The sequence below is a fragment of the Cupriavidus sp. Agwp_2 genome (assembly GCF_040784895.1).
GTDB lineage: Bacteria > Pseudomonadota > Gammaproteobacteria > Burkholderiales > Burkholderiaceae > Cupriavidus.
This window is the reverse complement of sequence record NZ_CP088084.1, coordinates 782,420-808,131: the sequence shown is the minus strand read 5'-3', so window position 1 is coordinate 808,131 and position 25,712 is coordinate 782,420. Positions and strand designations below refer to the sequence as shown.

The 25,712-nt window shown below is 65.8% G+C and carries 25 protein-coding genes and 1 pseudogene; 11 read left to right on the top strand and 15 right to left on the bottom strand.

What is annotated here, in order from left to right; all coding sequences use genetic code 11:
* Positions 1 to 69: 69 nt before the first annotated feature.
* Complete coding sequence (locus LPA45_RS21455; RefSeq protein ID WP_116321184.1) at positions 70 to 360, top strand: antibiotic biosynthesis monooxygenase; 291 nt, start codon at positions 70 to 72, stop codon at positions 358 to 360.
* A gap of 9 nt (positions 361 to 369) precedes the next feature.
* A complete protein-coding gene (locus LPA45_RS21450; protein ID WP_116321183.1) occupies positions 370 to 1,008 on the top strand; it encodes a phosphatidylcholine/phosphatidylserine synthase in 639 nt (212 codons plus the stop codon).
* A gap of 255 nt (positions 1,009 to 1,263) precedes the next feature.
* On the opposite strand, the gene LPA45_RS21445 is transcribed toward LPA45_RS21450, so the two are convergent.
* Positions 1,264 to 2,565, bottom strand: a complete 1,302-nt coding sequence (locus tag LPA45_RS21445; RefSeq protein WP_116321182.1) for an MFS transporter — start codon at positions 2,563 to 2,565, stop codon at positions 1,264 to 1,266.
* Positions 2,566 to 2,675: 110 nt separating this feature from the next.
* On the bottom strand, positions 2,676 to 3,269 hold the full coding sequence (locus LPA45_RS21440; protein ID WP_317919759.1) for a TetR/AcrR family transcriptional regulator: 594 nt from the start codon (positions 3,267 to 3,269) through the stop codon (positions 2,676 to 2,678).
* A 132-nt stretch (positions 3,270 to 3,401) separates the two neighbouring features.
* Here LPA45_RS21440 and LPA45_RS21435 point away from each other — a divergent pair, with 132 nt between their 5' ends.
* Together LPA45_RS21435 and LPA45_RS21430 are read left to right on the top strand one after the other, a co-directional pair.
* Positions 3,402 to 4,169, top strand: a complete 768-nt coding sequence (locus LPA45_RS21435) for an SDR family NAD(P)-dependent oxidoreductase (RefSeq protein WP_317919760.1) — start codon at positions 3,402 to 3,404, stop codon at positions 4,167 to 4,169.
* Between the two features lie 179 nt (positions 4,170 to 4,348).
* Complete coding sequence (locus LPA45_RS21430) at positions 4,349 to 4,798, top strand: cupin domain-containing protein (RefSeq protein WP_116321179.1); 450 nt, start codon at positions 4,349 to 4,351, stop codon at positions 4,796 to 4,798.
* Here LPA45_RS21430 and LPA45_RS21425 read toward each other — a convergent pair.
* The 3 genes from LPA45_RS21425 to LPA45_RS21415 are packed head-to-tail and all read right to left on the bottom strand — an operon-like array spanning position 4,782 to position 8,344.
* A complete protein-coding gene (locus LPA45_RS21425; protein WP_317919763.1) occupies positions 4,782 to 5,774 on the bottom strand; it encodes a tripartite tricarboxylate transporter substrate-binding protein in 993 nt (330 codons plus the stop codon). The two genes, LPA45_RS21430 and LPA45_RS21425, sit on opposite strands and share 17 nt — an antisense overlap.
* Before the next feature lie 35 nt (positions 5,775 to 5,809).
* On the bottom strand, positions 5,810 to 7,312 hold the full coding sequence (locus tag LPA45_RS21420; protein ID WP_317919765.1) for a M81 family metallopeptidase: 1,503 nt from the start codon (positions 7,310 to 7,312) through the stop codon (positions 5,810 to 5,812).
* Between the two features lie 33 nt (positions 7,313 to 7,345).
* A complete protein-coding gene (locus LPA45_RS21415) occupies positions 7,346 to 8,344 on the bottom strand; it encodes a tripartite tricarboxylate transporter substrate binding protein (RefSeq protein ID WP_116321176.1) in 999 nt (332 codons plus the stop codon).
* Positions 8,345 to 8,550: 206 nt separating this feature from the next.
* Between LPA45_RS21415 and LPA45_RS21410 the strand changes: the two genes are divergently transcribed.
* The 5 genes from LPA45_RS21410 to LPA45_RS21390 all read left to right on the top strand — a co-directional run bounded on the left by LPA45_RS21410 (position 8,551) and on the right by LPA45_RS21390 (position 13,876).
* Positions 8,551 to 9,558, top strand: coding sequence for a LysR family transcriptional regulator (locus tag LPA45_RS21410; protein ID WP_233528211.1), 1,008 nt, complete (start codon positions 8,551 to 8,553; stop codon positions 9,556 to 9,558).
* 318 nt (positions 9,559 to 9,876) lie between these two features.
* Positions 9,877 to 10,911: an acetamidase/formamidase family protein gene (locus LPA45_RS21405; RefSeq protein WP_116321174.1), complete on the top strand. Its 1,035-nt coding sequence runs from the start codon at positions 9,877 to 9,879 to the stop codon at positions 10,909 to 10,911.
* 90 nt (positions 10,912 to 11,001) lie between these two features.
* Positions 11,002 to 11,229, top strand: coding sequence for a XapX domain-containing protein (locus tag LPA45_RS21400; protein WP_317919769.1), 228 nt, complete (start codon positions 11,002 to 11,004; stop codon positions 11,227 to 11,229).
* Between the two features lie 16 nt (positions 11,230 to 11,245).
* The gene (locus LPA45_RS21395; protein WP_116321172.1) at positions 11,246 to 11,437 is read left to right on the top strand and encodes a DUF1427 family protein; all 192 of its coding nucleotides are present in this window, start codon (positions 11,246 to 11,248) and stop codon (positions 11,435 to 11,437) included.
* A 99-nt stretch (positions 11,438 to 11,536) separates the two neighbouring features.
* A complete protein-coding gene (locus LPA45_RS21390; RefSeq protein WP_376790690.1) occupies positions 11,537 to 13,876 on the top strand; it encodes an acetamidase/formamidase family protein in 2,340 nt (779 codons plus the stop codon).
* Positions 13,877 to 13,899: 23 nt separating this feature from the next.
* Here LPA45_RS21390 and LPA45_RS21385 read toward each other — a convergent pair whose 3' ends face one another.
* The 8 genes and pseudogenes from LPA45_RS21385 to LPA45_RS21350 all read right to left on the bottom strand — a co-directional run bounded on the left by LPA45_RS21385 (position 13,900) and on the right by LPA45_RS21350 (position 22,724).
* On the bottom strand, positions 13,900 to 15,000 hold the full coding sequence (locus LPA45_RS21385) for a porin (RefSeq protein ID WP_317919772.1): 1,101 nt from the start codon (positions 14,998 to 15,000) through the stop codon (positions 13,900 to 13,902).
* A gap of 165 nt (positions 15,001 to 15,165) precedes the next feature.
* Positions 15,166 to 15,843, bottom strand: coding sequence for an orotate phosphoribosyltransferase (locus LPA45_RS21380; protein WP_317919773.1), 678 nt, complete (start codon positions 15,841 to 15,843; stop codon positions 15,166 to 15,168).
* Positions 15,844 to 15,857: 14 nt separating this feature from the next.
* The gene (aspA, locus tag LPA45_RS21375; protein WP_376790674.1) at positions 15,858 to 17,279 is read right to left on the bottom strand and encodes an aspartate ammonia-lyase; all 1,422 of its coding nucleotides are present in this window, start codon (positions 17,277 to 17,279) and stop codon (positions 15,858 to 15,860) included.
* 28 nt (positions 17,280 to 17,307) lie between these two features.
* A complete protein-coding gene (pyrC, locus tag LPA45_RS21370) occupies positions 17,308 to 18,351 on the bottom strand; it encodes a dihydroorotase (protein WP_317919774.1) in 1,044 nt (347 codons plus the stop codon).
* Positions 18,348 to 19,619, bottom strand: a complete 1,272-nt coding sequence (locus tag LPA45_RS21365; RefSeq protein ID WP_317919776.1) for a hydantoinase/carbamoylase family amidase — start codon at positions 19,617 to 19,619, stop codon at positions 18,348 to 18,350. Before LPA45_RS21365 ends, pyrC begins: the two co-directional genes overlap by 4 nt.
* 7 nt (positions 19,620 to 19,626) lie before the next feature.
* A complete protein-coding gene (locus LPA45_RS21360; protein WP_317919778.1) occupies positions 19,627 to 20,577 on the bottom strand; it encodes a dihydroorotate dehydrogenase in 951 nt (316 codons plus the stop codon).
* A complete protein-coding gene (locus LPA45_RS21355; protein ID WP_116321166.1) occupies positions 20,570 to 21,418 on the bottom strand; it encodes a dihydroorotate dehydrogenase electron transfer subunit in 849 nt (282 codons plus the stop codon). The genes LPA45_RS21360 and LPA45_RS21355 overlap by 8 nt, the downstream gene beginning before the upstream one ends.
* A 68-nt stretch (positions 21,419 to 21,486) precedes the next feature.
* A pseudogene (locus LPA45_RS21350) lies at positions 21,487 to 22,724 on the bottom strand (MFS transporter).
* A gap of 242 nt (positions 22,725 to 22,966) precedes the next feature.
* On the opposite strand from LPA45_RS21350, the gene LPA45_RS21345 reads away from it, so the two are divergent.
* Both LPA45_RS21345 and LPA45_RS21340 read left to right on the top strand, forming a co-directional pair.
* A complete protein-coding gene (locus LPA45_RS21345) occupies positions 22,967 to 23,848 on the top strand; it encodes a helix-turn-helix domain-containing protein (protein WP_317919780.1) in 882 nt (293 codons plus the stop codon).
* 32 nt (positions 23,849 to 23,880) lie between these two features.
* On the top strand, positions 23,881 to 24,207 hold the full coding sequence (locus tag LPA45_RS21340; protein ID WP_317919781.1) for a hypothetical protein: 327 nt from the start codon (positions 23,881 to 23,883) through the stop codon (positions 24,205 to 24,207).
* A 46-nt stretch (positions 24,208 to 24,253) separates the two neighbouring features.
* On the opposite strand, the gene LPA45_RS21335 is transcribed toward LPA45_RS21340, so the two are convergent.
* Complete coding sequence (locus LPA45_RS21335; protein WP_317919782.1) at positions 24,254 to 25,264, bottom strand: MBL fold metallo-hydrolase; 1,011 nt, start codon at positions 25,262 to 25,264, stop codon at positions 24,254 to 24,256.
* A gap of 137 nt (positions 25,265 to 25,401) precedes the next feature.
* Positions 25,402 to 25,695: an aldehyde dehydrogenase family protein gene (locus LPA45_RS21330; RefSeq protein ID WP_317919783.1), complete on the bottom strand. Its 294-nt coding sequence runs from the start codon at positions 25,693 to 25,695 to the stop codon at positions 25,402 to 25,404.
* Positions 25,696 to 25,712: the final 17 nt, after the last annotated feature.

Here is a 25,712-nt window from a genome sequence, read left to right as displayed (position 1 = left end):
CGATCGTGCTAAGGTAATAGGAACCCGCCGGCGCGCGCCGGCCTCCTACCCAAAGGTAATAGAACCGCCATGATCAAGGAAATCGCTCAACTCACCATCAAGCCCGGCATGGAGCAGCAGTTCGAACAGGGCGTCAGCGAGGCCAAGCCGCTGTTCCTGCGCTCGCGTGGCTGCCACGATGTGCAGCTGTTCCGCTCGATCGAGCAGCCCGAGCAGTACACGCTGGTGGTCGACTGGGAAACCGTCGAGGACCATATGGTCCACTTCCGCGAATCGCCCGAATTCCAGCAGTGGCGTGCGCTGGTGGGCGATACCTTCGCCGCGCCGCCGAATGTGCATCACGTAGCCAAGGCTCTGTAAGCGCGACCGATGAACACACGGCCCGAGCGTCCCCGCCATTTCTCGATGCTGCGCGAGCTGCAGCTTGCCGATGTGTTCACGCTCGGCAATGCGGCCTGCGGCATGGGGTCGGTATTCTTCGCCATGTTCTACGTGGCGGACCAGCAACTGTCGCACTTCTACACGGCCGCGGCGCTGGCGCCGCTGGCCTTTATCTTCGATGTGCTCGACGGCCGCATCGCGCGCTGGCGTCATGCGCATTCGGCGCTGGGGCGCGAGCTCGATTCGCTGGCCGACGTGATCTCGTTTGGCGTCGGCCCGGCCACGCTGGCGTTCGCCGCCGGCATGCGCGGCGGCTGGGATCTGGCCATCCTGATCTACTTTGTCTGCTGCGGCGTGAGCCGGCTGGCGCGCTTCAACGTCACCGCCGAAACGCTGGCCGCCGGCAGCGACAGCGGCAAGGTGGCGTATTTCGAAGGCACGCCGATCCCGACCAGCGTGCTGCTCACGGCCGTGCTGGCATGGTGTGCCTGGCAAGGACGGCTGGCCGGCGACCTGCCCGGCGGCGCCTGGGTGCTGGGGCCTGCCGTGCTGCATCCGCTCGCGTTGCTGTTCGCGCTGTCGGGCACGCTGATGGTCAGCAAGACGCTGCGCATCCCCAAGTTCTGAGTCCGCCGGCGCGCGAAGCGCCGTTTCGGATAAACGTCGGTCCTGCAGAATGGACCAGCGCCAGCGCGGAAACCCCGCGCTGGCGCTGCCTGGCTGTCCGGTTTTTATTGATGGTTTAAGCCGGTGCGCCAAGCCAGGATGGCGTGCCGCCGAGCGCACGGCGTTCTGTGAACACCCCGCACCATGCGCGAGGCGAAGTCTATCAATTGACAAGTCAAAAGAGAAACGCCGTGTGGACGACGTTTGCGCTCCGGCTCATGCGCGTGCCGGCTCCGCCACACCCGCGGCGCGCTTGCGGCTGACCATCAACGCCAGCAGCGCCGCCACCAGGCAGGCCGCGCCGGCGGCATACAGCGCCGGCGTATAGGTCAGCAGCAGCGTGCGAGTCATCCCCGCGCCGAAGGCTGCCACGGCCGCGCCGATCTGGTGGGCCGCGAAGATCCAGCCGAACACCATCGGCGCGCGCTCGCGCCCGAAGGTGGTTGCGGCCAGCTTGACCGTCGGCGGCACCGTGGCGATCCAGTCCAGCCCGTAGAACATGGCAAAGATCGACAGGCCGTAGAGCGTGAAGGTCGAATGCGGCAGCCAGAACAGCGACAGGCCGCGCAGCGCGTAGTACCAGAACAGCAGCTTGCGGCTGTCATAACGGTCCGACAGCCAGCCCGACAGGATGGTGCCGACAAAGTCGAAGGCGCCCATCATCGCCAGCGCCGACGCGGCCGGCACCGGACCCATGCCGAAGTCGCCGCACAGCGCGATGAAGTGCGTCTGGATCAGGCCGTTGGTGCTCAGGCCGCAGATAAAGAAGGTGCCGGCCAGGACCCAGAAGGCCTGCGTGCGCGCGGCGTCGCGCAACACCACGAAGGGGCCGCGCAGCGTCAGCGGTGCCGGGGGCGCGGGCGGCTGCACCGGCGTCGCGGCCGGAACTTCGCCGAACGCCGCCAGGCCCACATCGGCGGGGCGGTTGCGCATCAGGCTCAGCACCAGCACTGCCAGCAGCGCGCACGCGGCCAGCACGGGCAGCACCGCGACACGCCAGCCCATATGCTCGATCAGCCAGGCTGCCACCGGCAGGAACGCAAGCTGGCCGGTGGCCGAACTGGCGGTCAGGAGGCCGATGACCAGCCCGCGCCGGGCGCTGAACCAGCGGTTGGCAACCACGGCCGCCAGCACCAGCGCGGTCATCCCGGAGCCGACGCCCAGCATCAGCCCCCATGCGACGAAGAGCTGCCACAGTTCGGTCGACACCGTTGCCAGCGCCATGCCGCCCGCGATCAGCGCCAGCGCCGCGCAGACCACGTTGCGCACGCCGAAGCGCTCCATCAGGATGGCCGAGAACGGCGCCATCAGCCCGAACAGCGCAAAGCGGAAGGCCAGGATCGACGAGATCTCGTCGGTGTTCCAGCCCATCTCGCGTGCCAGCGGCGACAGGAACGCGCCGGGCAGGCCGAGCGCGGCCGAGGTGGTGAGCATCACCAGGAAAGTAAGGGCGGCGACCAGCCACGCGTAGTGGATGCCGCGCCGGTCGAGCCGGCTGGATAAGGCTTGCGCAAACATTGGATTTCTCTGACCTGGGTTGGGGTAGCGACAGGCGAAAGGGGGCCTGCCCGCCGGCCCCGAAGGCGGCAGGGAGAAGGCCCGGCACGTGGTTGAAAACGGGTTTGGGGCTAGGCGGAACTACCCAGCAGGCGGTTGCGGACGGCGTCGAGCATGGTGCCAGAGAGCGGATCGCCCTCGGTTGCGCGCGCCAGCGTCAGCGCGCCGACCAGCATGGCCATGCGGACCAGCGCTTCTTCCTCGCGCACCTGCGGGTCATCGCTGGGTACGGTCGTGGCCATGTCGTCGACCAGTACCTTGAAGCCGTCCAGGAAGGCCTGTCGCACCGGCTTGCCGGCGGGCTCGCGCGCCACGTCCACCGCCAGCGACGAGGCCGCGCAGCCAGCGCCCGGGTTGGCGCAGTGCGCAGCCGTCAGGTAAGGCTCGACCAGGTTGGCCAGCATCACGTGCCGGTCGCCGCCGGCGCGCGCCAGGCGGCGCTCCCAGCGCGCGGCGGACTCTTCAAAGGCGCGCTTGCAGGCCTGCGCGGCGAGGGCGTCCTTGGACGCGAAGTGGCCATAGAAGCCGCCGTGGGTCAGGCCGGCACCGGCCATCAGCTCGGCGACGCTGACGCCATTCAGCCCGCGCTCGCGGAACAGGCGGGACGACGCCTGCTCGATCGCTTCGCGGTTCTTGTCGACTTGTTCGCGTGATGCGCGTGCCATGTGAAGGACTCCTCGGATTTCTGCCTTGACCGCAGTTTAGATGATGGCCATACTTTATTCAATAGATGTCAGGCATCATCTATAAGCAAGCCGCAGGGCAAACTAACCGTCACCTTCAGGAGTCACCCCGTCATGCAAAACCTTTTCGATTTGAGCGGCCGCGTTGCCGTCGTCACCGGATCCACCCGCGGCATGGGCCTCGCCATGGCGCGGGCGCTGGGCAGCGCCGGCGCCGCGGTGGTGGTGTCGGGACGCGACGGCGAAGCGGCGCGCACCGTCGCCACCCAACTGGAAGCGGAAGGCATCCGTGCCACCGGCATCGCCTGTGACATTGCCGACGTCGACAGCGTGCGCGCCTTCGCCGAGCAGGCGCTGGCCGCCTACGGCCGGGTCGATGCGCTGGTCCTCAATGCGGCGGCCGGCGCCACGCCGGGTTCCATGCTGGCGCAAGGCCCTGAGTTGTTCGATGCGGCCATGGCCGGCAACGTGCGCGGCAACCTGATGCTGGTGAACGCGCTGGCGCCGCAGATGGCCGAGCGCCGCGATGGTTCGATCACTTTCATGTCGAGTATCGCGGCGAAGCGCGGCTCGGCGTTCCTTGGCCTGTACAGCGTGACCAAGGCAGCGATCGACCAGGCCATGCGCAGCCTGGCGCTGGAGCTTGGCCCGTCAGGCATCAACGTCAATGCGATCAACCCGGGCCCGGTGCGCACGGAATTCTCTCGTGAAGCCCTGTGGGGCGATCCCGAGCGCGAAGCGCGGCTGGCCGCGGGCGTGCCGATGCGGCGCATCGGCGAGGCGGAGGACGTGGCGGGGCTGACGGTGCTGCTGGCTGCGCCGGCCGGACGCTTTATCCACGGCCAGAGCATCGGGGTAGATGGGGGCTTGTCGGCACAATAAGGCGACGCGCGCCAGGCGAAGCGGCACGATTTGAACGGCCATCGGCAAATCACTATGATGAATTTCCCGATGGCCGTCAGAGTGCCGTCAGAGCGCGGTTAGGGCGCCGTTACAGCGCCGTTGGAGCCTGGAAATGCCGGCCTGGCGCCCAGCCTGCCGGGACAGCGGAGCATTGCATCATGCAGACAACCAGCCCGAGCGTTGCGTCGACCCTGGTGGCGGTGCGGCCCGACAGCGCAATTGCCACCAGCCAGAAGCTGCCGTATTTTGTTGGCATTTCCGCCACGACGACAGGCGCCAGGGCTTTGTCGATGCACCTGGTCGTGGTCCCGCCCGGCGCGCACGCGGAAGCCCATGTGCATTGCGAGCATGAGACTGCTATCTACGTGCTGGAGGGCAGGGTCGAAACCCGCTACGGCCCCGGCCTGCGAGACTCCGTGGTCACTGAAGCGGGTGACTTCCTGTTTATTCCACCCGGCGTTCCGCACCAGCCGTTCAATCTCAGTGCCACCGAGCCGGCCCGCGCCATCGTTGCCCGGAACAGTCCGGACGAGCAGGAGAGGGTACTGCCGTACGACCCGGCCGCGGACCACGAGGCCTCTGGCGATACAACTATTCGGTCGCCGTGAACCCGGAAGCCATGACCACAGGCCTCCATCGCGCCCGCTGGTCCTGGATCGTCTGACGCAGTGCCGTCGCCGGCTGGCCATTCAGTTCCATGCCCAACGTCGCCATCTTGTCGCGGATGTCGCGCGCACGGACCGCCTCCAGCAGCGCTTTCTCCAGTCGGGCAACGGTGGCGGGCGGGGTGCCCGCCGGCAAGAACGCCGAGTACCACCCGGAGGCAGTCTCAAAGCCGGGTGCCCCGGCTTCTGCCAGCGTCGGCACGTCAGGCAACAGTGATGAGCGCCTGGTGCCGGTAACGCCGAGGAAGCGGATCTTGCCGGCGCGATACAACTCCATCTGCCCGGCAATGGCGTCGATGCCAATAGGCAGCGTGCCACCGATTTCGTCGGTCAGCATCATCACCACGCCCCGGTACGCCGTCGGTGTCAGCGGCACACCGATTTCCTTGCTGAGGGTGACGACGCCGAAATGAATGCTGCCGCCGAGGGTAACCAGTCCGACTCCGCCTTTTGACGGATCGCGCTTCACCCACGCCAGGTATTCCTGCATGGTCCGGTACGGCTGGCTGACGCTGGTCGATGCCACCAGCGGAACATCGGCCAGGTAGGCGACAGGGACCAGGTCCTTGTCCGGATCGTAGGGCAGTTGCTTGTAGGTCAGCGGGAAGATCGTGAACGGGGGCGCCGGCGAAATCAGCAGCGTCTTGCCGTCAGGCGGCGAGCGCCGGACATTGTCCAGCGCCAGGCGGGCTGAAGCGCCCGGACGATTCTCCACCAGCACCGGCGTGTCGAGGGAGACGCGCAGCTTCTCCGCCAGCGCGCGGGCAAAGATGTCGAGTGCGCCGCCAGGCGCGAATCCAACCACGATGCGCAGCGGGGTATCGGTTGGGGCCGCGAGCGCGGTGGCCGGCAAGGTGCCCATGCCCAACGCGAGGGAAATGCCGACTGCAAGGTTGCGCAGTGCGAATCGGACCGGCATGGTGTCTCCTTTTGGAAGCAAGAATACTTCGATGGTCAGGCAGGCTGGATCGCGGCGTGTTTGTCCAGCGGATAGATAGGGCGGCGCAGGTTGCGGAAAGGGAACTGGCTGTAGTCCGAACTGCAGACGCCAGGGCCGGCCACCAGGACGATGTCCTTCGCAATCGGCTCGAAGCCGGCGCGGAAATGCTGGCGCGACTTGATCAGGACGTACTTTCGGCGTGACAAATCGATCCCGGCGTGGGTGAACACGCCCGTATCGAATGGCTCCTGCGGCTTCTCGCAGACGACGACCAGCGCGCCGTCCACGTCAAGCACGGCAGTACGGCCCAGGCTGAGCCGCATGCCGGTGAACATCGGCCCGGTCACCTGGTAGGCGCCATCGGTGATGCATCGAACCTGTCCCGTCAGGCGCAGCGGCTTGCCCTTGAGTCCGAGCGCAGGCATATCGGTCTTTCCGCCGACGTCGACCATTACCGTCTTGCCGACCCCCGCCTCGATCATCAGGGCCACGGCACCCGGATCCCAGAAGGGGCCGGCGACAACGTCCTTCAGCCCCTGCCGCAGCACTTCACCAAGGACCGTCATTTCGTCGGTCGGCCCACCCGCCCCGCAGTTGTCGCCGTGATCGACGAGGATCACGGGGCCCGCCTCGGCGTCTCGGGCGCGTGCGATGGACGTCTCCATGGGCTCGAGCGGAAAGACGAAGTCGGCGCGGCGCTCCCATGCGGCGGTGCAGAGTTCGTCGAGCAGTTGCGCGCCCGCGTCGGCATGGTCCGCATCGGCCACCACGACCACCGTGAGGCCGACATGCGGAATATCCGCAAGCGGGAAGCCGCCGAAAATGGAGACGTTCAGCACCTCGCCGTCGCGCTCCGCGGCGATGGCCCGATCCATGATGTCCTTCATCGGCTGCTCGCGCGGCGTCTGGCGCAGCATATGGGTAAGCATCGGCAGCGTCCGCCACAGCATGACCGGGCGGACTTCGTCACGAAGCGCCGCCATCAACGTCTGCGCCGCGCGCGCCCCGGTCTCGTACACGTCCACGTGCGGGTAGGTCCGATAGCCGGCAATGACGGTGGCGTTTTCCACCAGTGCCTTGCTGAAGTTGGCATGGAAATCGAGCGATACCGCGATCGGTACTTCCGGCGCGGCGGCGCGGATCCGTGCAAGCAGTTCGCCTTCGGCATCCGCAAGGCCCTCGGCCACCATCGCACCGTGCAGGTCGAGCATGACCGCGTCGCAGCCTTCGCGCACGGCCTCGACGATCGTGGCCGACATCGATTCGAAGGCTTCCCGCGTCACCACCCCGCTCGGTACGGCATTTGCCATCAGCGGCATCACGAACTCGTCGCCCTGGGCAACAACCAGGTCCATGAACGCCGCCGCGGCGCTGTTGGTGCCCTGGCAGGCGCGCACCGCGTCGTCGCCATAGAGCGGGCCATCGGTGCTGCTGCCGCGGCTGAAGGCAGAGAGCGGCGTGGGAATCGGCGAGAAGGTATTGGTCTCATGCCGCATCAGGGCGATGACGAAGCGCATTGGTGGGCTCCAGAAATTGAGTCGGACGTAATGTCAGTTGGATTCGAGATTGACCATGCGGGCGATGGCGCCATAGCGCACGGTTTCGGCATGGATCAGGCGCCGGCTTTCCGCGGGCGTGGTGAGGACCGGCTCGTAGGCGAGCGCCTGGAGCCGTTCGAGAAAATCAGGCTCCTGCACGCTGGCGCGCACTTCCCGGTACAGCCGTTCCACGATGGCATCCGGCGTGCCGGTCTTGGCCACGAGTGCCAGGTTGGCGCGCACGAGCAGGGCATCCTTGCTGTCGGCAGCCTGCCGCTCCAGCCTGGGGAACTGCGTGACCGTCGCCGCTTGCAGCACGGCCAGCGGCTTGACCTTGCCGTCACCGACATAGCTGATGGATGAGCCGATGACATCCACATGGGCATCGGTCTGGCCGCCAATCAGGTCCGACATGGCCGGCGGAGAGCCGCGATACGGCACGATGGTGAAGTCCAGCCCGTTGCGGCGCTTCCAGTCCGCAAGGCCGAGATGCGCCGCGCCGGCGACTGCATTGATGCTGATCGAGACCTTGCCCGGGTGCTTGACGATGTAGTCCCTGAGTTCGGTCAGGTTCATCTGCTTGCGGTCCGCCCGCGTGACGATCCAGTGCGGCACGGTGTTCACGATGGTGATGGGCGTGAAATCCCGATCGGGGTTGTAGCGCAATCCCTTGACGGTATGCGGATTGATGTTCAGCGTGCCATCGCTCGCGAGCAGCAGGGTATTGCCGTCGGCCTTCTCCTTCAGTACCGACATGACGCCCGGCACGGTAGCGCCGCCGGCGATGTTCTCCACCACCACCGGCTGCCCGAGCCGCTGTTCCAGCTTGCGAGCCAGGGTGCGGCCCACGATGTCGTAGGAACCGCCCGCGGGAAAGGGCACCACCAGCCGCAGCGGCCGATCCGGCCATGCCGCGGCAGCGGCGGGATGCATCGCGACAAGCATGGTGCCCATCATGGCGCCTGCCATCGCCCCGCGTACGATCCTGGCAAAAGTGTTCAGTGTGATCATCGGTCCTCCTCCTGGGGGTCTTGCGCCGCGCTTGTATTGATGGAATGGCGCCGACTATAAGGGATCGATGTCTCTACCAAAAGCGAATAAAAGTCTTTGTAGATCAACCAAATGGTTAACTCTTAGAATGCGGCTATCCCACTGCTACTTGTTGTCCAGCGATGCCCAATGATCCCGCCCGTACTGTCCAGGAATCCGCCCAGTCCATGCTTGGCCGCCTCAAGCTGCGTCATCTCCGCCTCGTTCTCGCACTCAGCGAAGCGGGTACGGCGGCGGCGGTGGCCGAGCGCCTGCATGTCAGTCCGGCTGCGGTGTCGAAGTCATTGGGGGAAATCGAGGACATCGTCGGCACGCCGCTCTATGTCAGGGGCCGGCGCGGCCTGGTGCTGACCGAGCCAGGCCGCGAGATGGCGGCGCACGCCAAGGTGATGCTGGCGCAGTTCGAGCGGCTGGCGGAATCGCTGCACGCGGTGCGTGCGGGCAGCCAGGGCGAATTGCGCATTGCCTTTCGGACGATCTCGGTGCAGCCGCTGCTGGCGCAGGCGATGACCGATTTCCACCGCGACAATCCGCGCGTCGAAATCAGCGTGATCGAGGGCGGCATCGGCGAAATGACGGAGCAGCTGATCGACGGCTCGCTCGACATGCTGTTCGCCTACGACGATCCTCGCCTGTCGCGGCCGGCATTGCGGACCACGCCGGTGGTCCCGGCCCAGAAGGTCGTCATCGTGGCCAGCCGCGACCACCCGTTGCTGGCGCGCCGGAAGATTGCGGCACAGGCATTGTCATCCGAGCGGTGGTGCATACCAGCGGCCGGTTCACGCATGCTCCACCTGCTTCACACGGCGTTCCACGCCTTTGGCGTCGCGCCGCCGGCATCGGGCATCCGCACCAGCGATGTCGCCGCTACCGCAAGCCTGATGCAGACCGGGCACTACCTTGCCGTCTTCCCCGAGCGGATCGCCGCGCAGCTCTGCGAGGCCAAGGTTGCGCGCATCCTCCGCTTCGACCTGTGCAGCCACGTGGAGCCGGTCGTCGTGGTCTGGAATGGCGATGTCACGCCGCGGCCGGCGGCGCAGCGTTTCCGTGACCTGGTCGTGGAGCGGGCCAACCTGGGCGCCTGGCAGCACGAAGACGTGCCGGTGCTGGGCGCGCGCGCCGTGGCTGCGGCGGGCATGGTGGACCGGAAACCGAAGCCGTCAGCGAAACCGTAAGCAACGCGGGTCCGATGCATGCCCCGATCGCTCCCGCCCCCGCGCAGGTTTACCCTGGTACGCACCAACACAAGTCATTGGGGCGTATCGCCCTATTGGTCCTGCACCGGCCATTTCTAGTATGGAGTCACCGCGCGGCACCGCAAGCACTGCGGCGCGGTATCCAGGCTTTCCTGCCCGGACGTGAATCGCCGAGTTCAATCATGGCGATTCATGAGAAACACGAATAGCCGATATCACCCCTCTGCCTGACCGGGTACAGCTGAGCACCGAGTGAGCGGCTGGGGATGCGGCTGCAAAAAATATCCAGGAGACAACATGCTGCATGACCTGCCCGCTCGCCCAGAGACCATCCATTGGGGCTACTTCGATGCCACCAAGGCGCCCGCCCTGACCGTGAAGAGCGGCGACCTCATTCGTGCCGAGGCCGTGACCCATCACGCGGGAGATGCGCCAGAGCTGATGATGGATGACGCCATCCGCGAGATCTACCAGAAGGTTCCCCATGACGACCGCAACCCGGGTGTGCACATCATGACCGGGCCGATCTATGTCGAGGGTGCCAGGCCCGGCGATGTGCTGGAGGTGCGCTATCTCCAGATGATCCCGCGCTTCCGCTTCGGCGCCAACGTTGCGGCGCACTGGGGGCAGCTCTACAGGGAGTTCGAGAAGGAGCGGGTCACGATCTATGAGCTGGACCAGGCTTCCAACACCGCGCATGCCCTCTATGCCTTCGACTACCCCGGCAAGCTGACCACGCCCGGCAAGGTGGTCGACGAACGCGAATGCTGCCGCCAGCCGGCGCTTGCCGGTGTGCGCGTGCCCGTGCGGCCCCATCTTGGCACCGCTGGGGTCGCGCCCGATAAACGCGGCCGGGTCACTACCGTGGAGCCAGGGCTGCATGGCGGCAATATCGACAACTGGCGCATCGGTGCGGGTGCCACCATGTACTACCCGGTCCAGGTCGACGGCGCCCTGTTCTCGATCGGCGACCCGCATATCTCGCAGGGCGACGGCGAAATCAGCGGTACGGCGATCGAAGCCTCGCTGAACGTGCTGTTCCAGGTCATCCTGCGCAAGGACTTCCACTTCCCGTCGCCGCTTCTGGAAACGCCCGATTGCTGGGTCGTGCACGGCTTCCATGAAGACCTTGATGAGGCCGGCAAGAACGCGGCCCGCGACATGATCCAGTTGCTGACCGAGCAGCAGGGCCTCTCGCGCGATGATGCCTACTCGCTGATGAGCGTCTCGGCCGACTTCGGTGTGACGCAGGTCGTCGATGGCACGCAGGGCATCCATTGCACCATGCCTCGCGCGATCTTCCCACCCAAAGGCGGCAAAGGCAAAGGCTGAGCTGGCATCATCATCGAATCCACGCACCGCCGGACGCCCGCCGCCGCAAGGCGGGGTGCCCCGCGCGGCTGCCGAACCGGAGAACGCGGCATGCAATACGTCTACGTAGGACGCAACGAATGGGTTGCCCTGATCGTCGGCCTGGTCACCGGCTCCCTGTATTCCTGGCTGAATTTGCCGATTCCCGCGCCCAATGTCACCGGCGGGATCTGCGCCATCCTTTTTACTTACCTCGGCTACCTGATCGTGCAAGCGTTGCGCAAGACCATCGCCTTCGGGCGCCCGCCGCAAGGCAGCCAGGGCAACGGAATTTCCTGAGAGCGGGGAGAACGACATGGTAGAAATTGCATTGGGGACGACCGAACTGCAGGCAGCCGCCGTCGGACTGGTCACCGGTATTGTCTACACTGCTGTCCGTGCACCGATACCGGCGCCTAACGTGCTTGGCGGCATTTTCGCCATCTTCGGCACATTTGCGGGTTTCGTGCTGGTTGCCGCCATGCGAGGCCAGTTGATGGTCGGATGACTTGACGGATTGATGGCCTTTGCATGAAATGCCTGGAGCGTTGGCGGACAGCCCTGTCCGCCAATTGCGCTGTTGCAGAATGCTGCCTGGGAGGCTGAATTGCACCTTTTGCGCTTTTCCACCGAAGCCTATCCGCACAACCGGCGGGGCGCCGCCTGGCGCGACGAACTCAGGATCGCGCGCCTGCATTGCGAAAGCCTGTGCGCGGATCACACCCTGCACGGCACGATCCAGTCGCGGACAACCCCGGCAGGGATAGAACTGGCCTGTGTCGCGTCGGTTCCCCAGACCCTGGGCGTTGCTGCGGGAGACGGACGAGGCATGACGCTGCTGATGCTGGCCGAAGGCAACGCCACCCTCGCCGCGCCAGAGCTGCGCGAGCCCCTACGGCCTGGCCAGCTGGTCTGCGTGCCGCAACAGGATTCCCGGAAGCTGGTGCTCAGCACTGGCTTCCGGCTGCTGGCGGTACACATCGGCCAGGCATTGCTCAGTGCACGGGTCACGGCACCGCTGCCAGGCGCCGCGCAGGTGCTTGCCGGCGACTCGGCCGAACTGTTCTCCCGGCTGCTGCAGTCGATGGTGCTCGGTTTCGATACCGTGGTGTCCGCTGACGGCAAGGCCATCCAGCCGTTCGAAAACACCATTCTGTCGTGCCTGGGCGCCGTCCTTGCGGAGAGCCGGGCTGCCCCGGCGGTGGACATGACGCGATCGCGTTCCGCCATTTTTTTCCGGGTTTGCAGCCGCATCAACGCTCGTCTCTCGGAACCGGATCTCAGCCTGGCCACCATCGCCGCGGACGAGCGCCTGTCGGCTCGCTATTTGCAGAAGCTGTTCGAGAAATCGGGCAGCAGCTTTTCATCCTTCCTGCGCACCAGCCGGCTTGACCGATGCCGGGCCGATCTGGCGAACGCGCAGTACGACAAGCTTTCCATTTCCGATATCTGCTATCGCTGGGGTTTCAACGATCCCTCCTATTTCAGCCACGCGTTTCGCGAACAGTTCGGGATTTCCCCGCGCGCATACCGCGACCAGATGGCGATCGCGCCGGCACCCCGGCCACCCCAGAATGTGTCGCGCGGACTTCCCGCTCACGCGAAACCCGCGCCTGTCATGCGCGCGGCGCCAGCCGACCAGCCCGCTGTCGTTTCCATTGCGCAGGCGCGATCGCATGCCGCACGCCACGAAGGCCAGCACCACTGGCTGCAAGCAACGGACAAGACCGTGCATTGGGGCTACCTGAGCCATGAGCTGCCGCCAGCGCTGGAGGTCAGGTCCGGCGACACGGTCACCATCGAGACGCTGACCCAACACGCGTCGGACGACCGCGAGCGCATGATTGACGGCGATCCCGGCGCGGAAAGCGTCTTCCACTGGACGGCCGAACAAAAGAACGTCAACCGGCGCGGCGCAGGGCCGATCGATGCTTCGGTCTATGGCCGGGGCGCGGGAGAAGGCTTCGGCGTCCATATCTGCACCGGTCCGATCGCGGTTCGTGGTGCCATGCCCGGCGATGTCCTTGAGGTGCGAATACTCGACGTACGCCCGCGGCCGTGCGCGAACCCGCGATTTGCCGGAAAGGCTTTCGGCAGCAACGCTTCGACCTGGTGGGGATTTCACTACCGCGACATGCTGACGGAACCGCGCGAGCGGGAGGTGGTGACCGTCTTCGAGATCGATTGCGAACGTGCCGACGGTTGCGCGCGCGCGGTCTACAGCTTTCGCTGGACGCCGCAGCGCGATCCCTTCGGCGTGCTGCATCCGACCATCGATTATCCCGGCGTGCCGGTCGACCATGCCACCATTACCAAAAACTACGACGTACTGCGGAATGTCTCCATACCGATCCGGCCGCACTTCGGTGTCATTGCCGTGGCGCCGGCGCAGGACGGGCTGATCGACTCCATCCCGCCATCAAGCTTCGCCGGGAACCTGGACAACTGGCGCGTCACGCGAGGTGCCACCGTTTACCTCAGGGTTGCCGTGCCGGGCGCGCTACTGTCGATCGGTGACCCCCATGCTTCACAAGGCGACTCCGAGCTGTGCGGAACCGCCATCGAATGCTCGCTCACCGGCGACTTCCAGCTGGTCCTGCACAAGAGCACCATGATCGAACGCGGTGCGCCCTTTGCCGACCTGAGCTACCCATTGGTGGAGACTGCCGGGGAGTGGATACTGCATGGCTTCAGTTCACCGAACCATCTGACCGAGCTGGGCAAGATGGCGCAGAGCGATATCTACCTGAAATCCACGCTCGACGATGCCATGCGCGATGCCTTCCGCAAAGCGCGCCGCTTCCTGATGACGGTCAAGGGACTGACCGAAGACGAGGCGGTCACCCTGATATCGGTCGCCGTGGATTTCGGGGTGACACAGGTCGTCAATGGCAACTGGGGCATTCACGCCATCATCAGGAAGTCCTTGTTTTCGGGTTCGGCGTAACGGTCCGACTCATTGGCGGCACGCTAGAACCGATGCCGCATGCCAGCACCCAGTGTCTCGGCATGCGGCCGCCCGGTCACGCGGTCGTAGAAATACGCGGCATACAGGTCAGTCCGCTTCGACAAGTTGTAGTCATAGGCAATGGCGGCCGTGTGCCGGCCCATTGCCGCCACGTCGTTGCGCGTATTCGCATAGGCGTACGAGGCCAGCACGCTGCCGGCGCCGGCAGGAATCGAAGTGCCAACCTGGCCGTTGGCATGGCGGATGTCGCCCTGCGCGCCATTGACCGCGGTACGGATGTACTGCGCCTGGCCGAACAGCTTGGCGACGCCCAGGTCGTAGCTCACGCCAAGCTGGGCCGCGGTCTGCTTGTCGAAGCCCGCGAGTGCCGCGGGTGCCGCCGGTGCCGTCACATCGCCGGGAACGGCGTTGAAACTGACCTGCTGGAACGCGGCGGTCGCGGCGAAGGCGCCGCTGAACCAGGTCACGTTGCCGCCCCATTTATTCTGGCCGGTGCTGCCCGCCTGCTCGCCGAACGCATAGGTCAGGTTTACCGTCAGGCCCCCGGCCGTAGGCGACGAATACACGACCGAGTTCGACCACCCGGAATCGCCGATGATGCCGGGATCGAACACGCGTCCATCGGTGGCCGTCTTGTAGGTGTGAAAGATCGACGGGCCGAAATTGTAGGAATCAACCAGCGGGTTGAACAGGATCGTCGACAGGAAATACGGCGTGGTATTGCGCCCGAGCCGCACCGTGCCGTACTTCGACGATTGCAGCCCGGCATAGGCGCTGCGCGTCAGGAAGCCGTCGGTGTCGGAGCGGCCGAAGCGCCCCGTGTCGACACGGTAGAACCCATTCAGGTCGAAGATGGCCTTGAGCCCGTTACCCAGGTCTTCGTTGCCGCGCATGCCCCAGTACGAGGTCTGCATGCCGCCCGCGCCGACGATTGCCGTGCGCTCGCCGCCCGAGGCGCGGGTGCTGCCGACGAAGGCGTCGACCTGGCCGTAAAGTGTGACGCCCGAGGTGACGCCCGGGGTGACGCCCGATTGCGCCAGGGCAGGCTGTGCAAGGCTCGCGGCCATGGCGGCCGCGGCCAGGGCCCGGTGTTTCAGATGCATGGTCTCCTCCGGTTTTTTTTCAGTGGGTATGGCGTGGAAAGGCTTGCAGGCGACGCGCGGGCCTGAAGGCGTCGTCCATGGCGGGTTTCAAGGAAAATCGGGCAAAAGGGGGCCACCGCCCGTGCATGACGGGCGAGAGGCCGGAACACAAAACGTCGTTGAGGGCTACGCGGCGATGCCGCCGTGCCGGCTGGACCAGCGCGGCGGGTCGGCCAGGAAGGCTTGCAATTCGGCCAGGTCGGCCTCGGCAACGTCGCCCGACTCGTGCAGCGCGTCGAGGATGTCGCGCCACGTGGCCAGCGCATGGATGGCTGGCTGCCAGCGGTACAGGGCCGCCTGCGTCGGGAACGTGGCGTAGTCGAACAGGACCAGGATGTCCTGCACGACTGCCCCGGCGTCGGACAGTGCCGCGCAGAAGGCGGCCTTGGACCGGCCCGCTGCCATCATGTCGTCGACCAGCAGCACGCGGTCGCCGGCGCGGATGTCGCCCACGACCTGCGCGGCAGGGCCGATGCCGCGCGCTTCCTTGCGCACGTAGACCAGCGGCAGGTCGAGCAGTTCGGCCACCCACGCGGCGAACGCGATCCCGCTGGATTCCGCGCCGGCGACCGCGTCGATGCCGGCCAAACGGCCGCGCTCGCGCAGCAGCTGCAGGCCACGCTGCACCAGCGCGCGGCGCAGTGCCGGGTACGAGATCAGCCGACGGCAATCGATATAGACCGGGCTGGCCCAGCCCGAGGGCAGCCGGAAGGGCTCGTCGCGGCGAAAGCGGACGCAGCCGGCCTCGATCAGCGCGCGGCCGACGGACGCCTGCAGCGTGAGTGCGGTGCGAGGGCGGGGCATGAAGACTCCCTCGTTCATGGCTTGCCGCCGAGCTTGTCGGCACGCGGCCGGATCAGCGTTTCGGGGCGCAGTGCTTCGTCCAGCGCCTCGGCGGTCATCAGGCCCCGTGCCAGCACCACTTCGCGGATGGTGGTGCCCTTGGCATGGGCCTCGGCGGCGACCGAGGTCGCGTTCTTGTAGCCGATCACGGGATTGAGCGCCGTCACCAGTGCGATCGAGCGCTCGATGGTCTCGCGCAGGCGTTCCGGGTTGGCGGTAATGCCGTCGACGCATTTCTGCGCCAGCGTCAGGCAGCCATTGGTCAGGTGCCGGAAGCTGCGCAGCAGGCTGGCGGCAATCACCGGCTCGAAGGCATTGAGCTGCAGCTGGCCGGCTTCCGCGGCAAAGGTGATGGTGATGTCGTTGCCGAACACTTCGAAGGCGATCTGGTTCACGACCTCCGGGATGACCGGGTTGACCTTGCCCGGCATGATCGACGACCCCGCCTGCATCGGCGGCAGGTTGATCTCGCCGAAGCCCGCGCGCGGCCCGCTCGACAGCAGGCGCAGGTCGTTGCAGGTCTTGGACAGCTTGACGGCGATGCGCTTGAGCACGCCGGAGATCTGCACGAAGGCGCCGCAATCCTGCGTGGCTTCCACCAGGTTGGGCGCGAGACACAGGTCGATGCCGGTGATGCGGCGCAATGCGGCCAGGGCCTTTGGCGCATAGTCGGGGTGCGCGGTGATGCCGGTGCCGATCGCGGTGGCGCCGAGGTTGATCTCGCGGATCAGCAACGCGGTTTCGCGCAGGCGTGCCATGTCTTCTTCGAGCATGACCGCGTACGTGGAGAATTCCTGGCCGAGCGTCATCGGCACGGCATCCTGCAACTGGGTGCGCCCGAGCTTGAGCAGGCCGGAAAACTCCGTCGACTTGCGGTCGAACGCGGCGTGCAGCACTTGCATGGCTTCAAGCAGGTGCTCGATGGCGAAGTACGTGGCAATGCGCAGCGCGGTCGGATAGACGTCGTTGGTGCTCTGCGCCATGTTGACGTGCTCGTTCGGGTGCAGGAACTGGTATTCGCCCTTGCTGTGCCCCATGTGCTCGAGCGCGCGGTTGCAGACGACCTCGTTGGCATTCATGTTCGTCGACGTGCCGGCTCCGCCCTGGATCGTGTCGACAATGAACTGGTCATGCAGCATGCCTTCGCTCACGTCATGGCAGGCGGCCAGGATGGCGTCGCGCAAGTTGGCCGGCAGCAGGCCGAGTTCGGCGTTAGCCTCGGCGGCAGCCTGCTTGACGGAGGCCAGCGCGATGATCAGTTCGGGCCATGAGGAGATCGGGGTGCCGCTGATCTGGAAGTTCTCCCAGGCCCGCAGGGTGTGGACGCCGTAGTAAGCGTCGGCCGGCACCTGGCGTTCGCCAAGCAGGTCGGCTTCGGTGCGATAGGTATTGGTCATGATGCGATCCGATAAGAGTTGGCGTCGGCTAGGCGAGCGTCCAGGGCAATGTCTCGCCGGCGAGGAACTGACGGATGTGCCGCCCGTCCGGCAGTTCGGTCTGCTCCGTCACGTGCATGGGGCTGCGGTGGAACGTGATCGTCTCCTGGTGCGGCGGCATGCCGTAGAAGCGCGCGCCGTGTTCGCTGGCGAAGGCTTCGAAGCGGTGTATGGCCTGTTCCTCGTCGAACACGGTCAGGTAGGCCTGCAATGCAACGGGCGCGCTGAAGATGCCGGCACAACCGCAGGCGGATTCCTTGGCGCCGGTATCGTGCGGCGCCGAATCGGTGCCGAGGAAGAACGCCGGCGAGCCCGAGGTGGCCGCGCGCCGCAGCGCCAGCCGGTGCCGCTCGCGCTTCAGTACCGGCAGGCAGTAGTAGTGCGGCCGGATGCCGCCCGCGAACATGGCATTGCGGTTGAACATCAGGTGCTGCGGCGTGATGGTGGCCGCCAGCCTGCCGCTCGCGTCGCGCATGACGAAGTCGGCCGCTTCGGCGGTGGTGATGTGTTCCAGCACCACTTTCAGGCGCGGGTAGCGGGCCAGCAGCGGCCGCAAGGTGGCCTGCAGGAATGCCGCCTCGCGGTCGAAGACATCGACCGCGGGATCGGTGCTTTCGCCATGGATCAGCAGCGGCATGCCGATGTCCTGCATGACGGCCAGCACGCCGGCAACGCGGCCGATCGACGTCACGCCATACTCGGAGTGGGTGGTGGCGCCGGCGGGATACAGCTTTGCGGCGGCAAAGGCACCGGCGTCAAAGCCGGCGCGGATGTCCGCCGGATCGGTGGTGTCGCACAGGTAGCAGGTCATCAGCGGCGTGAACGCGGACCCCGGCCGCAATGCGCCAAGGATACGTTCACGATAGGCCATGGCCGCCTCCGCCGTGGTGACCGGCGGCTTCAGATTGGGCATCACGATGGCCCGGCCGAACTGGCGGGCGGACGCCGGCAGCACCGCGCGCAGCAGGTCGCCGTCGCGCAGGTGCAGGTGCCAGTCGTCCGGGCGGCGGATGGTCAGGGTCTGCACGGTCATGCCTGCCTCCTGGCCGGGATGCCTTCGAGTGCCCGATACATGACTTGCGTGCCGAGCATGAAATCATCCAGGTCCATCGCCTCGTCCGGATTGTGCGAGCCGTTTTCGTTGCGGACAAAGAGCATGGCGGTGGGGATGCCGGCATTGGCGAACAGCGAGGCATCGTGCCCGGCGCCGCTCGGCACCATCTCGACCGGCAGTCCGGCGCCGGCACACGCCTCACGCAGCAGGTTTGACAGTGCAAGGTCCATCGTCGCCGGAGCCGATTCGATGCGGCGGTCGAACTCGAAATGCACCCCGCGATCGCGGCCGATGGCCTTGCATTCCGTACGCAGCAGCTGGTAGAAGCCTTCCAGCGTATCCACGCTCTTGCTGCGCGCCTCGAAGCTGAATTCGACCTTGCCCGGAATCCGTGAAATCGAATGCTCGGCGGGATCGGTGGACACCACCCCGGTGGTCACAACCAGGTCAATGCCGCGTTCGAGCAGCACCTTCCAGTGTTCGTCGAGCCGCGTGATCAGCTCCGCCACGGCAAACATCGCATCCTTGCGCAGCCAACGCGGCACCGCGCCGGAATGCCCGGGTTCGCCGAGGCAGGCGATGCGGTTGTGCCTGACGTTGCCGCGAATGCCGGGCACCACGGCCAGCGGCAGCTTGCGGGCCACCATCACCGGGCCCTGCTCGATATGCAGCTCCAGGTATGCCGCTGCGGCGGCACGGTCGAACAAGGGTTGCTGCGCGGCGATGGCCTCGACGTCGGCGCCGGCCGCCGCCATGCAATCGGCGAGCGTCTTGCCCGAACTGCGGTGCTTCAGCGCCAGATCGTCCGTGCCGAGCTTGCCCAGCGCCGCGCCCGATCCCATGTAGGCCTTGCCGAACCACGCGCTCTCCTCGCCGCGGAAGGCGATCACGCGCAGCGGCGCGGCACCGGACCCACCTTGCGCCTTTCGCGCGGCCAGGCACAGCAGCCCGGCGACGATCCCCGCGAGGCCGTCGAAGTTGCCGCCCTGCGGGACAGAATCGAGATGCGAGCCGACCCACGCGGCCGGTGCGCCGGCGTCCTCCTCGGGCAGGGTGAACACGAGGTTTGCCGCGCGATCGCTTTGCACGTGCAGCCCGTGCAGCGCGGCAAAGCGCCGCAGGTAATCGGCGGCGGCCGATTCGCCGGCGCCATAGCTGTCGCGGGTAATGCCGACGCCATCGAACGACAGCGCGCCGATGTCGGCGAACAACTGTTCGGCCAGCAGCCTGAGTTCCAGGATTTCCATAGACAAGTCAGCCGGATTGCTGGGCAAAGCGCAGCCAGCGGTCGCTGAGCTGGCGGTCGAGGATCACCTGCCCGGTCAGGTCGCGGATCGATGCGATGCCGGCCTGCTCGCAGTACGCATCGAGCCCGTCGATGATCTTCTGCATGACCGCCGGATCCCGGAACGAGGCCGTGCCGACCTGGATCGCCGACGCCCCCGCGAGCATGAACTCGACCGCGTCCTCGGCGCTCTGGATGCCGCCGCAGCCGATGATGGGGATGCGCACGGCGCGATAGCACTGATGCACCAGCCGCAGGGCAATCGGCTTGATCGCAGGCCCGGACAGGCCACCCATGACATTGCCGAGCCTGGGCTTGCGCGTGCGGATATCGATCGCCATGCCCAGCACGGTGTTGCCCATCACGATCGCATCGGCACCGGCTTCCTCGGCAGCGCGGGCGACGGCGGCGATGTTGCCGGCGTTGGGCGTCAGCTTGACCCAGAACGGGTGCCGGGTGCGGCGGCGAATCGCGGAGACTGCCTTGTAGGTGGTCTCGGGCAGCATGGCGAAGGCCATGCCGTCCGCTTCCAGGTTGGGGCAGGAGATATTGGCCTCGATCACGTCGACTTCGGGCAGCGACATCTCCTCGCAGGCGGTGCCGAACTCCTCGGCCGTATCGGCGGAAATCGATACCACCACCGGCGTGTCGTACTGTGTGTAGGCCGGCAGGACTTCCTTGCGGTAGTAGTCGAGTCCCTTGCTGGGGATGCCGATCGAGTTGAGCATGCCGCTGAAGGTTTCGGCCACGCGCGGGGTGGGGTTGCCCGCGCGCGACTTCGGCGAGACGCTCTTGATGACCAGCGCGCCAAGCCGGTTCAGATCCATCGCCTCGCGGTACTCGATGGCGAAGCATCCGGATGCGGGCATCACGGGGTTGCGCAACGTCAGGTCGCCAACCCGGACAGTCAGATTAGCCAAATTCCACCTCCCCAACCACTTCACTGATCTTGAAAACAGGACCCTCGCGGCAGACGCGCAGGAACTGCTTGTCGCCATCGCAATCGAACAGCCGCACGCACGACAGGCACACACCCATGCCGCATGCCATGCGCTGCTCCATCGCGACTTCCCCCTGGATGCCGGGGTGGTCCTCGAGTACGCGCTGGAGCAGCATCAGCAGGCGGTGCGAGCCGCAGGTGTAGATGGCATCAGGGCGTTGCGTGTCGATCAGGCGGCGGGTCAAGGCTTCGACCGCCTCGACCGACGATGTGCCGTCGGCATCGAACACGGCGTGCACCTCGGCGCTGGCGCCGCGCAGGAATTCCTTCTCCATCAGGTCGCCCGAGGTACGCGCCGACATGACCGCGGTGATGGCGGTGCCGGCCTCGGCAGCCTGGCGGATCAAGGGCGCCATCGTCGCCAGCCCGACGCCGCGCGCGACCACGAGGATGCGGCGGAACGACGGCTTGAACGTAAACGTATTGCCGAGCGGGCCGACGATGTCCAGCCGGCCGTCGACCGGCAGCGTGGCCATCGCCCGCGTGCCAACGCCGGTGACGTTGTAGAGGAATTCGATGCGCCCGCTTTCCGGACCGGCGCCATAGACGCTCATCGGCCGCAGCAGGAACGGCTGCGCTTCGGCCGTGGCGGGGCAACTGAGTTGATAGAACTGTCCGGGCCGCGTCATCGCCGCGATCGGGGCGTCCGATTCGAGCCGGATGTACTTGTAGCGCTGGTTGACCCAGTAGTGTTCAACGATTCGACAGCGATAGGAGGCTACGGTAGCCGCGGAATCCGCGCTACACACGGTGGCACACATGTTGGTGACTCCTGAGGATGGCGCTGCGCCGGACGGCGCAGCGAAGGAATGCCTGGAGGGCTCCGGCGTTATTCCAGTTCCACGCCCTTCAGTTCGGGGATGAGGAAGACGGTGGCGATCATGTCGATCACATAAATGCTCGCAAGCAGCGCGATGGCAAGCTGGAACGAATACGCTGCAGCGATGGCGCCGACCACGATCGGCCCCAGCCCGCCCACGGCACGGCCGATGTTGAACAGCACGTTCTGGGCCGTGGCGCGGGCCGCGGTCGGGTAAGCCTCGGAAATCAGCGCGCCGTAGCCGCCGATCATGCCGTTGACGAACATGCCCATGACGGCGCCGGCCCAGAGCATGGTCATGGGGTCGGACAACCTGGCATAGGTCAGCACCATCGCCACCGCGCCTGCCTGGAAGATCAGGAACGTCGGCTTGCGCCCGATGCGGTCGGCCAGGTGGCCAAAGACGTAGACGCCGATCATCATGCCCACGATGGTCACCGAGGTCCACAAGGCCGACTTGGTCAGCGAAAAGCCCAGCGCCCTGGACAGGTAGGTCGGCAGCCAGATCATGATGCCGTAGTAGCCGAAGTTCTGGACCGAGCACAGGATCACGATGCCCAGGCTGGTGCGCGTGGTCTTGCGATCCGCGACCAGCAGCTTGAATGCATTGGGCTTCTTTCCGTGCGCGCACTGCGCACGAACACTTCGGGCTCATGCAGGCGGTTGCGGATAAACCATGCCACCAGCGCCGGCAGCACCCCGATCACGAACATCCCGCGCCAACCCACCACGGGAAGCAGCAACGGCGTCAGCAACGCAGCCATCAGCACGCCCGATTGCCAGCCCAGCGCGACATAGGACGAAACGCGCGCGCGCTTGCTCGCTGGCCACGCCTCGGCGGCCAGCGCCATGCCGATGCCGAATTCGCCGCCGAGCCCGATGCCGGCAATGGTGCGGTAGACCAGCAGGTCCCAGAAGCCCTGGGCCAGGGCGCACATGCCGGTAAACACCGCGAACAGCACGATGGTCCACGTCAGCACCCGCACGCGGCCATAACGGTCGCTCAGCGCGCCGAAGATGATGCCGCCGGCGACGGCGCCGACCAGCGTCCACGTGACCAGCGCGCCAGACTGGCCGGTGGTGAGCGCAAGCGCGGCGCTGATCGCGGGCAGCATGAAGCCCAGGATCAGAAGGTCGAACCCGTCCATGGCGTAGCCGATGGCGGATCCGGCCAGGGCTTTCCACGCGTAGGGCGAAGTCGGCGCCTCCGTCGCGGCTACAGGTTGGGTCATTGGCTGGCTTGTCATGCTGTCTCCATTTTTAGACTGTAAGGGCCTCAGAAAGCACTGCATTACTTCCCTTGCCGTGCATGGCGGGTGGGGACTGTGCAGCGGTTCTTAGAATCTATTTTTTTAGACTATGCGGCGCATGGCGGGATGGCAAGTGTTTTTGCTGTCGCCCCGGGTTTTTCCCTAGCCCGTGTCAACAGGCGATGCGCACGCCGACCGCCCCATGCTATAGTGGCTTTGATCTAATTATTGAGACTGAAATGGAACGTCGCGCCACCGGCACAGGCGGAATCGACTTCGAGGCACTGGGCGCGCGGCTGCGGGCCTACCGGCTCGGGGCGCAACTGCGGGCCGAGCAGATTGCCGAAGTGCTGGGCATTTCCCGCGCGGCGGTCTATCGCATGGAGAAGGGCGAGATCGTCAAGATCGAGACGCTCGAGCGCCTGGCCGGCATCCTCGACACCTCGCTGGAATCGCTGCTCGGCGCCGGCACGGAATACTACCCATCGGCCATCGCCTACATCGAACGGATGCGCCAGCTCGAGCAGGGCGCCACCCGGATCCTTGCGCACTTCGAGCCGATTTCGTTCCTGCTGACCTCGCCGGACTACGACCGCTATCTTGAGCAGATGCTGAGGGAGAGCGGCGACAACGACGACGGCCGTATCCAGTCCATCATGGCCTTGCTGCGCGAGCGCAAGGATTCGTATGCATCGCATCCGGCGCCAATCCTGAGCCTGATCGGATTGCGCGAACTCGAACGCTTCGTCCATTTTGGGCTGATCGGCCGGATGGACCTGCCGCCCGCGACCCGCATGGAGCGATCGCTGGCGGCGCGCGCGGAAGTGGAGCGCATTGCGGTGTTGCTTGACGAACAGCGTGCCGGCATGCAGATCGGCATCGTCAACGAGAGCATGCCAAACGCCACGTTCCAGGTTTTCGAGCGGCCTACCGGCTCGTACGTGGCGATCAGTCCGTTCCGCTTCGGCGAGTTTCCCAATATTTCGGCGGGCATCGCCTCGGTGACTGCCGCGCCGGAGGCTGTGTCGCTTTACACAAACATGGTCGAGGCTCTCTGGCAGCGTGCCTACAAGGGTCCCGACGGCGCCAGCCTGTTGCGGCGCATGTTGCAGCAGGTCTGAACGGTTCGATTTTTTCCTCTGAGAGACACTCCATGGACTTCAAGACGGTTACCGAGCAGTTTGCCAACAGCGTTCCGGGAACGGACGCATTCCTCAAGGTCAAGCAGCAATCGCTGGCGCTGATGTCCGCCGATCCCGGCCACGCGGCGGCTTACTTCCTGATCTACGGCTTCGCGCGGTCGTACGTGATCCTGCACGATGACGAAGGGATTACCACCGAGGTAGCCAATGCCGCGCAGGCGCAGTTGCTGGGCTATATGCGCGCGATCGGGCAGTCGCTCGGCGGCGGCGATCCGGCGCTGCTGGGCGCGATGAACCAGATCGTTCTCGACTACGATGGCCGGCGCCAGCTTTTTTAAGTCAGCCGATCCAGGCAGCCAATCCAGGCAGCCGATCAAGGCAACGTCAGGGGTGCTCCCAGGCAGCCCGTACTTCACCAGCCAGCTCCGCCGCGCGGCCACGGTAGCGCGGCGAGAAGTGAAATGGCGTCACCGCACGGGCGCCGATGCAGCGCGCGATCCGGCCAGCCTGCGCGGCGGTAAGGTGGTTCTTGCGTAGCGCATGCGCGCGATCTTCATCCAGGAACACGCTCTCGATAAAGAGCTGGTCGACGCCTTGCATCAAGTTGGACAGCGCTTGCACGTTGTCGCTGGTATCGCGCAGGTCCGTCGCGTAGCCGATGCGCTGGCCGGGCTCGGCGTCGAGAATCAGGCGGCTTAATTCACCGACCGTTCGTGTCACCGCACGGTCGCCGCTTCTGTCGCGCCATTGCACGAGCATCGGCGTGTCCGGGGGGACACCGGTCAGGACCGCATGCTTCAGCTCGCGCAGCCAGGCGCCTTTTGTCATGCCCGATGCTTCCAGGCGCGCCTTGTTGATGCCGAGCCGCACCTTCTCCTCGACCAGGTAGGACAGGCACGGAATGCCATGGTCGACAAAGCCGGCGTGCACGCGGAACGTCGTCTCGTCGTGAACGATATCGTCGGTCTGTTCAGTCGTCGCGCCGGTCACGCCGGCGAATCGATCCCGGCTGGAAAACCGGGCGCTCCGCAGGTGCCCGTCCAGTGCAAGTTCAGTCGCCTCCACGACCAGTTCCATGTCGTAGCGATGCACGACATTCCAGGTATAGGCACGCAGCTTGTGCCCGACCTGCGCCAAGAACCCTGGCCCGCCATACAGGGCGATGGACGGCTTGCGCCCGAGCAGTACCCGCAACAAGTGGTCGAAGCCGGAAAAGTGATCCATATGCGCATGCGTGACGAACACGTGCGAGACGCGCATCAGCTCGCGCGGCATCAGCACGGGGATGTCGCCCAGGTCGAACAGCAGCGCGCGCCGTTCGTCCAAAAAGTCAATGAACAAGGCGGGGTCGCCGAAGACATCGTTGACGAGGCGGGCTTGCAGCAGGGGACGCATGGTCACTCGCGGTGCGGAAGGCAGCCGGGATTTCCGGCCCTTTCTATCGAGAAGTATAAAAGGCGACAATTTGCGGCGCGTCGCGCCTTCCCGAATCGTTGCCTCGCTGTGCCCTGGAAATCCAGCCTGCGCATTGTTTAAAACAGTGAATCGAGCCACAGCCTATTGTTCGCGACCAGGTCGCCGCGCGTTCCCAGCACGACCTGTCGCGACACGGCACCGGTCGCCGGATTGAAGACATCCTGTCGCCGCAGGGCTTCCCCATGGGTCTTGCTGCCGGCGATGATCATCAGCTGCAGGAAGCGCTGCATGATCCGCACGCGATGGATGGGAGGCGTCTCCGACCACGCCGGGAACGCCCTGGCGGCAGCGGCAACCGCGGCGTCCGAAGTGGACGACTTCACGCTCATCGTCATAGCGGTTCGGTGCACTCATGATTCGCTCCTGA